This window comes from Streptomyces sp. GC420 (assembly GCF_009916105.1).
Taxonomy (GTDB): Bacteria; Actinomycetota; Actinomycetes; order Streptomycetales; family Streptomycetaceae; genus Streptomyces.
Genome location: NZ_JAAAXQ010000368.1, coordinates 1 through 7660, shown reverse-complemented (window position 1 = coordinate 7660; position 7660 = coordinate 1). Strand labels below are relative to the sequence as shown.

General features: G+C 74.4%; 5 protein-coding genes and 1 pseudogene. 2 read left to right on the top strand and 4 right to left on the bottom strand.

The window, feature by feature from the left end:
• Positions 1–50 precede the first annotated feature (50 nt).
• Entirely contained in the window at positions 51–1298 is a 1248-nt protein-coding gene (locus tag GUY61_RS31255; protein WP_166633615.1) for a cytochrome P450, read from the top strand.
• 1095 nt (positions 1299–2393) lie between these two features.
• On the top strand, positions 2394–4160 hold the full coding sequence (locus GUY61_RS31250; protein WP_166633614.1) for a SulP family inorganic anion transporter: 1767 nt from the start codon (positions 2394–2396) through the stop codon (positions 4158–4160).
• A 169-nt stretch (positions 4161–4329) separates the two neighbouring features.
• Here GUY61_RS31250 and GUY61_RS31245 read toward each other — a convergent pair whose 3' ends face one another.
• From GUY61_RS31245 to GUY61_RS31230, 4 genes and pseudogenes are all read right to left on the bottom strand, one after another.
• Positions 4330–4899, bottom strand: coding sequence for a hypothetical protein (locus GUY61_RS31245; RefSeq protein ID WP_166633613.1), 570 nt, complete (start codon positions 4897–4899; stop codon positions 4330–4332).
• Positions 4900–5031: 132 nt separating this feature from the next.
• Complete coding sequence (locus GUY61_RS31240) at positions 5032–5685, bottom strand: vitamin K epoxide reductase family protein (protein WP_166633612.1); 654 nt, start codon at positions 5683–5685, stop codon at positions 5032–5034.
• Between the two features lie 82 nt (positions 5686–5767).
• Positions 5768–6283: pseudogene (locus tag GUY61_RS31235) on the bottom strand (hypothetical protein); the annotation flags it as partial.
• Positions 6284–6517: 234 nt separating this feature from the next.
• Positions 6518–7468, bottom strand: a complete 951-nt coding sequence (locus GUY61_RS31230; protein ID WP_166633611.1) for a universal stress protein — start codon at positions 7466–7468, stop codon at positions 6518–6520.
• Positions 7469–7660: the final 192 nt, after the last annotated feature.

Here is a 7660-nt window from a genome sequence, read left to right as displayed (position 1 = left end):
CCGCCACCCCCGCCACCGGCGCCGAACTCCGCGCCGCCCTCGACGAGCCCATCGCCCTGGACCAGGTGAACCTGGCCGACCTCGACAACTTCGCCGACGGGATCAAGCCCTGGCGCATGTTCCGCACCCTGCGCCACGAGGACCCCGTGCACTGGCAGCCCGAGGAGGCGCCCAACTCGGGCTTCTGGGCGGTCACCCGGCATGCCGACATCGCCCGCGTGGACCGCGACGCCGACACCTTCACCTCCTCCAGGTTCGTCAACCTCGAAGAGGTCGACGACGACCAGATCAAGAAGCGCGCCTCCATCCTGGAGATGGACGGTGTCCGGCACCGCGCCCTGCGCAGCGTGATCCAGCGCCAGTTCGGCGCCGGCGTCATCGACAGCTACAGCGACTTCCTGCGCGGCCTCACCGCCAGGACACTGGACGCCGCCCTGGCCAAGGGCACGTTCGACTTCGTCTCCGACGTCTCCGCCGACTTCCCCATCAATGTCCTGGCCCGGCTCCTCGACGTCCCACCGGAGGACAACCAGCAGCTCATCGACTGGGGCAACCGCATCATCGGCAACACCGACCCCGACTACGCCGACGTCCTGCTGCACAGCGCGGAGAGCGAGAAGTACCGCGACCTGCCCTTCCGCTCCCCGGCCTCCGTCGAGGTCTTCGAGTACGGCCGCGAGCTGGCCCGGCAGCGCCGCGGCAAGAACGGCACCGACCTCGTCTCGAGGCTCGTCAACGAAACCCCGCGCGACGGAGTGCCCCTCTCGCCGAGGGACTTCGACAACTACTTCCTGCTGCTGGTGGTGGCCGGCAACGAGACGACCCGCCACACCATCACCCACTCCATGCTCGCGCTGCTGCAGCACCCCGAGCAGCTCGCCAGGCTCAGGGACGACCCGTCCCTCATCCCCACCGCCGTCGAGGAGTTCCTGCGCTGGGCGTCCCCGGTGTACCACTTCCGGCGCACCGCGACCCGGGACGTCGAGCTCGGCGGCAAGCAGGTCAAGGAGGGCGACAAGGTCGTCATGTGGTTCGCCTCCGGCAACCGCGACGAGGACGTCTTCGGCAACCCGTACGACTTCGACGTCACCCGGCAGAACAACGACCACATCACCTTCGGCAAGGGCAGCCCGCACCTGTGCCTGGGCAATCTGCTCGCCCGCACCGAGATCAGGATCATGTTCGAGGAACTGATCCCGCGCCTGGCGGACATCAGGCTGGCCGGCCCCGTGCCCCGGGTCCGCTCCAACTTCGTCAACGGCATCAAGCACCTGCCGGTCGAGGTCACCCTCGCCTGACGGCCCGGCCCGGCCCGTGGCTCCCGGGGGCCGACGGGCCGGTGTCGCCGAGGCGCGGTCGCCGGACGGCACCCGCTGTGTTCTACGGAATAACAGGCCCCTACCGAGGGCCGCGGACCGCCGACCGGGACAGCGGGTCCGCTCCACGACATGCGGCCAGACCGCCCTGCGGCCCGGGCACGGCGTGGTGCGCGGATGCGGCGCACCTGGCCGAACGGCCGACCCGCGCATACGTTGGCGAGCCCGCTCTGCGGCCTGGGCCCGTCTCGCCCCCCGGGCAACAAGGGCGCCGGGCGCGGATGCGGCGCACATGACAGGCGGCCGCGGCGTCGGCCCGCCCGTGTGGCGAGCCGGGTTCGCGGTCTGGGCCTGTCTCGCTCCCGGGTATCGAGGGCGCCGGGCGCGGGGGGCGGCCCCCGAGGAAAGGGCGGGATCCTGCCGCATGTGGCGCACACGGCCGGCGTTCGCGGCGGCCCGCGCATGCGGCGGCCCGCTCTGCGGTCTGGGCCTGTCTCGCTCCCGGGTATCGAGGGCGCCGGGCGCGGGGGGCGGCCCCCGAGGAAAGGGCGGGATCCTGCCGCATGTGGCGCACACGGCCGGCGTTCGCGGCGGCCCGCGCATGCGGCGGCCCGCTCTGCGGTCTGGGCCTGTCTCGCTCCCGGGTAACGAGGGCGCCGGGCGCGGATGCGGCGCACATGACAGGCGGCCGCGGCGTCGGCCCGCCCGTGTGGCGAGCCGGGTTCGCGGTCTGGGCCTGTCTCGCTCCCGGGCATCGGGGGCGCCGCGAGCGGGGGCGGCCCCGGAAAGGGCGGCTCCTGCCGGGCGCGGCGCACACGGCTGCCCGGCCACGGTCGGGCCGCGCTCACCGGGCGGCTTCAGGCCCCGGCCTCGTGTGCCTCGGTCGCCCGCTCGGCGTCAGCGCGAGGGTTGCCCGGTCCGGCGTGCCAGGATTGCCCGGCCTCGCGTGCCGCGTCACAGCGGATCGGGGACCCCGCCGACCCACCTCCCGCGGGGCTCGCGGATCATGGGCCGATCGACCCTTCACCTCCCCACGCGCCGCGGCGATGCTGGAGGAGCCGCGGCGAAAGGAGCCCCATGACCGCTGACGATCCGTCGGACGGGCCCGCCCCGCGCGGCCCGCAGGAAGACCCGGGCCCGGGGCGGGCGGCGCGCCTGCTGCCGCGCGCCGTCGTGCCGCGCGCCGTCGTGCCGGGCGGCTACCGCCGCTCCTGGCTGCGCGGCGACCTGCTGGCCGGCACGACGGTCGCCGCGTACCTCGTACCGCAGGTCATGGCCTACGCGGGCGTGGCCGGACTGCCGCCCGTCGCGGGGCTGTGGGCGATCCTGCCCGCGCTGGTCCTCTACTCGCTGTTCGGCTCGTCACGGCTGATGTCGGTCGGCCCCGAGTCGACGACCGCGCTGATGACGGCCACCGTGGTCGGGCCGCTCGCGGCCGGCGACCCCGGGAGGTACGCCGCCCTGGCCGCCGCCCTCGCCATCGCGGTCGGGCTGCTCTCGCTGCTCGCGTGGGTCGCCAGGCTAGGCTTCGTCGCCGACCTGCTGTCCCGGCCGGTGCTGATCGGCTATCTTGCGGGCGTCGCGCTGATCATGATCGTGGACCAGCTGCCCAAGCTCACCGGAGTCCCGACGACGGGTTCGGGCTTCTTTCCGCAACTGGTCTCCTTCCTGCGCCACTTGACCGAGGCGCACCTGCCCACCGTGATCCTCACCGCCGTCGTCCTGCTCTTCCTCTTCCTCGTGCCGCGGCTGTCCCGCGCCCTGCCCGCCCCGCTGCTCGTCGTCGTCCTCGGCACCGCGGCCGCGTCCGTGTTCGGCCTCACCGACCACGGCATCGCCGTACTCGCCGAGGTTCCCACCGGCCTGCCCCGTCCCTCGCTGCCGGACCTCGGCGCGCTGCCCGACCTGCTGCTGCCCGCGGGCGGCCTGCTCATCGTCGGTTACTCGGACGTCATCCTGACCGGCCGTGCCTTCGCCGACCCGGGGGAGAGCCACCGGCTGAACGCCAACAGGGAACTGCTCGCCCTGGGTGCGGTGAACCTCGGCGCGGGCTTCATGCGAGGCTTCCCGGTCAGCAGCAGCGCCAGCCGTACCGCGCTCGCCCGCTCGGCCGGCGGCCACACCCAGGCCTCCTCCCTGGTCGCCGCCGCCGCGGTGCTCGCCGTGCTGCTGTTCCTCGGCCCGCTGCTCGCCGACACCCCGAAGGCCGTGCTGGGCGCGCTCGTCGTCTACGCGGGCATCCGCATGGTCGACATGGCGGGCTTCCGCAGGCTCGCCTCGTTCCGCCGCCGCGAGCTGCTGCTGGCTCTCGGCTGCCTGGCCGGGGTACTTGCCCTGGACATCCTGTACGGGGTACTGGTCGCGGTCGCGCTGTCGGTGGCCGAACTGCTGGCACGGGTCGCCAGGCCCCACGACGCCGTACTCGGCCGGGTGCCCGGCGTGCCGGGCATGCACGACGTCGACGACTATCCGCAGGCCCGCACGATCCCGGGGCTGCTCATCTACCGTTACGACTCGCCGCTGTTCTTCGCCAACGCCGAGGACTTCCGCCACCGCGCCCTCGCCGCCGTGGAGGAGATGGAGGAACGCGACGGCCCGGTGGCGTGGTTCGTGCTCAACACCGAGGCCAACGTGGAGGTCGACATCACCGCGCTGGATGCCGTCGACTCGCTGCGCCGCGAACTGGTGAGGCGCGGCGCGGTGTTCGCGCTCGCCCGGGTCAAGCAGGACCTGCTCGACGATCTGGACGCCTACGGGCTCACCGAGTCCGTGGGCCGCGACCGGATCTTCCCGACCCTGGCGACCGCGGTCGCCGCCTACCGCCGCTGGGCCGGATCACGGTAGGCCGGACCAGAAGAGCCGAGTCCCGGCCCCGTCGGCCGGGTGTGCATGACCGGGACCGGAGCAGTCGGCCGGGACCGGAGCAGACGGCCGGGCCCGGACAGGTGTCGGGGCGCGCCGGTGGCCGCCGGGACAGGTTCCGTGCGCCGGACGGCCGGGGACCGGGCGGGCCTCAGGCGTGGTGGTGCCCCCACTGCGGGCCCACCTGCGCCCACTCCCGCTCCCACTCCGCCTCGCGCCGCCGGTCCAGCCGTACCCGTACCGTCAGCGCGCCGCCCAGGACCAGCAGCGCCGCACCGGTGGCCGCGAGCGCACCGGAGGCGATGCCCTCGATCTCGGCGTCCGAGGCGGACAGCGGGGCGTCGTGGAGCGCGCCGCCCTCGTCGAGCCAGACAGTGGTCTTCGCACCGGCCTCGGTGCCCGGGGAGACCAGGGCGCGGCCGCTCCGCTCCGTCCCGTCGGCGGCGGTCCAGCGCACGGTCGCGCGCACCTGGCCGGCCTGCGCGTACCCGGCCCTGGAGGCGGGCGGGGCGTCCTTGGTCAGCACGGCGGAGACGGTGTGCCAGTCCTGGCCCCGGCGCAGCGAGGCGTCCTCGACGGCCACCGCGGTCGCGGCACCCGCGGCCGGCGCCGCTACCGCGATCAGTACGGCGGCGGCCACGTACGTCCATGCCTCCGCGGTGTCCGAGCGGCGCTTGAGCTCGTTGCGCCGAAAGCGCCACAGCCCGACCCTGCTTCCCATGACGTCGCCCCCTTCCGGTCTTCACCGTCGCACGCGCGACGGGCGCCGGAAGAGGGCCGGACGGGCCCGGCCGCTGGGGAGCAACGGCTCCCGCCCGGCCCGGCGGACGGGACCGGCCGGCCCCGCCACCGCTCAGAGCAGGGTCGACCAGTAGGACCAGAACCGGGTGGCGATCAGGGCCACGATGATCAGGTACCAGGTCAGGGGCACCGCCCAGGGGAACTCCAGCAGCCCGGCCACCAGCGGCCTCGGGGCCTTCAGCAGGCCGTGCCGCAGATTGTGCAGGGTGGTGGCCCAGAACATGGCGATGGTGGCGGCCCAGGCCAGGGCGCACCACAGGCACAGCGCCCCGATGTCGTAGAGCGCCTGCGTCATCAGCCACATGCAGAACACCGTGGCGAGAAGCGTGCCGATGTTCAGTCCGATCCAGTGCCAGCGGCGGTAGCGGGCGCCGGCCAGCAGCCCGAAGCCGACCGCGGTCACGCCCGCATAGCCGGCCAGGCCCAGCAGCGGGTTGGGGATCCCGAACACCGACGCCTGCTCGCTCAGCATCACGTTGGTGCAGGACAGCACCGGGTTGAGGGTGCACGAGGGCTGGAAGGACGGATCCTCGGCGAGCCTGAGCTTGTCGACGGTGATGACCAGCGAGGCGAGCACGCCCAGCGCGCCGGTGATCACCAGCAGCCAGGCCAGCAGTCTCCCGGCTCCCGAGGTGCCGTGCCGGCCGGTGCCGGGACGGTTGCCGTCCACGGCCGTGAGGCCACCGCCCGGGAGGATTTCAGTCATCGGCTTCCTCCGCCGCCGTCGCGGCGACGGCGCGGCCCTGACGGCCCGCGGCCCGGCCACCGCCGGGGCCGCACCGGAAGGGGCGGCCGTTCACGGTCGTACGGGGCAGGGACGTGTGCCGGTCCGTGGCGCGGGCCGCGCCCTCGGGCCAGACGATGTCCACCGGGATGCCCCGTGCCTGGGCGAAGGCCACCAGGTGGGCGGTGGCGTCGCGCCCGTCCGATGCCGATCCGTCCCAGACCGCGAGCAGCCGCCGGCACGATGCCACGAGCCGCTCGTCCGCGCTGACGCAGGCGTCGCGGTCGGCCGGGTCGTACGGCAGCAGCCGCACCTGTTCGGCGAGCACCAGCAGTTCCCCGGCGGCCTTGCGGTCGCGTTCGGGCAGCGGCGCGGGCACCGTGCCCTGCGCCGGAAGCAGCACGACCAGCTTCCGGCCCGCGCTGCGCAGCGCCCGGCCGAACACCACGGGGAGGCCCGCGCCGGCGCGCACCAGCCCGGCCGCCCCCTCGGCGACCTGATCGAGCCGTCTGCGCAGTTCGGTCTCCAGCAGTTCCGCCGTGGCCGCGGTCAGATCCGCGTGCCCCACCGCCGCGATCACCGATGGGCTCCGTTCACCGCCACCGGGGCCTCCCTCACATTGCCGCACTGTCCGATTCGATCAAGCAGACCGCAGGCGCCGGTCCGTGCGCGGACGATGACGCCTCCCTGGGTCAGTGAATACGGGCTGATCAAGGAGAGGAAAGGGCCGAACGGCCCCGTCGGCCCCGGCCGGTCGGCCCCACCCGGGCGGGCGTGCCCGCCCTGGCGCGCCACCTCCGGCCGGGGTCCGTGGTCAGCCGTGCGGCACCACGGCGACGGGGCAGTCCGCGTGGTGCAGGACCGCATGCGCGACATGGCCGGTACGGGCGCCGAGCGGACCCGACCGGATCCGCCGGCCGACCACGATCAGCCCCGCGCCCGTCGACGCCCGGCCCAGCACGGCGGCCGGCCGTCCCTCGGTGACCGTCCGGGTGACGGTCACCCCGGGGAACTTCCCGCACCACGGCCGCAGGGTCGCCACCACGGCGTGCTCGTGCTCCGCGAGCAGCTCGGGCCCCGGCGGCGGGACGAGCCGGTCGACGGCGGCGTAGGCCGGCGGGGCACTGAAGGCGTGGACCGCGTGGAGTGCGGCGCCCCGGCGCCGCGCGGCCTGGAAGGCGAACTCGATCAGCTCGTCGCAGGGGCGGGCGGTGTCCAGACCGAGGACGACGTCGCGCGCGGGTGCCGACTCCACCGTGTCGTCCCGTTCGCCCCTGCGCCCGCCCGCCGTCTCCTGCTCCTGTCCCTCACCCGGCCCCGTGCCGGTGAAGTGCTCGTCGGCCGCGTCCTCACCCGCCCGTACGAGGACCACGGGCCGTGGTGACTTCGCGGTGACCCGCTGCGAGACCGAGCCCACCAGGAACCCCGCCACACCGCTGAGCCCGCGGGAGCCGAGCACCAGCAGGTCGGCCTGCTCGGCAGCCGTCAGCAGGGCACTGACCGGCGGGTCCGGCACCTGTTCCTCGGTGATGTGCAGTTCGGGGTAGGCGGCGCGGACGCTGTCCTCCACCTGCCGCAGGGTGTGCCGGGCCCAGTGGCGTTGCGTCGAGTCCGCGGGCACGGAGGCGGCCGGGTGCGGGTGCCACTCCCAGGCGTGCACCAGCCGCAGCGACGTGCCGCGGCGCAGGGCCTCCCGCGCCGCCCAGTGCGCGGCGGCGAAACTCTCCGAGGATCCGTCGATTCCCGCGACGAGCTGTCGTTGCATGATCCGCACCTCCGGCGTCTGCGCGCCCGTGTCCGTGTCCGTGAGTCCGTACTCCTATCGAGCTTCGTACTCGTCCGGGCCCGTGGCCAGGGGCCACCCCGTGCCCGGCCGGGGGCCTTTCGGCCCAACGCCCGCGGACGGACGGCGGCGGAAGGAGGCGGGGAGGAAACAGGGAGAAAGAGGGGGCACAGG

What these genes read in the sequence shown, in the direction of transcription:
- GUY61_RS31230 (WP_166633611.1), bottom strand. Translation starts at nt 7,468, where the DNA reads ATGCAACGACAGCTCGTCGCGGGAATCGACGGATCCTCGGAGAGTTTC.
- GUY61_RS31245 (WP_166633613.1), bottom strand. Translation starts at nt 4,899, where the DNA reads ATGGGAAGCAGGGTCGGGCTGTGGCGCTTTCGGCGCAACGAGCTCAAG.
- GUY61_RS31250 (WP_166633614.1), top strand. Translation starts at nt 2,394, where the DNA reads ATGACCGCTGACGATCCGTCGGACGGGCCCGCCCCGCGCGGCCCGCAG.
- GUY61_RS31240 (WP_166633612.1), bottom strand. Translation starts at nt 5,685, where the DNA reads ATGACTGAAATCCTCCCGGGCGGTGGCCTCACGGCCGTGGACGGCAAC.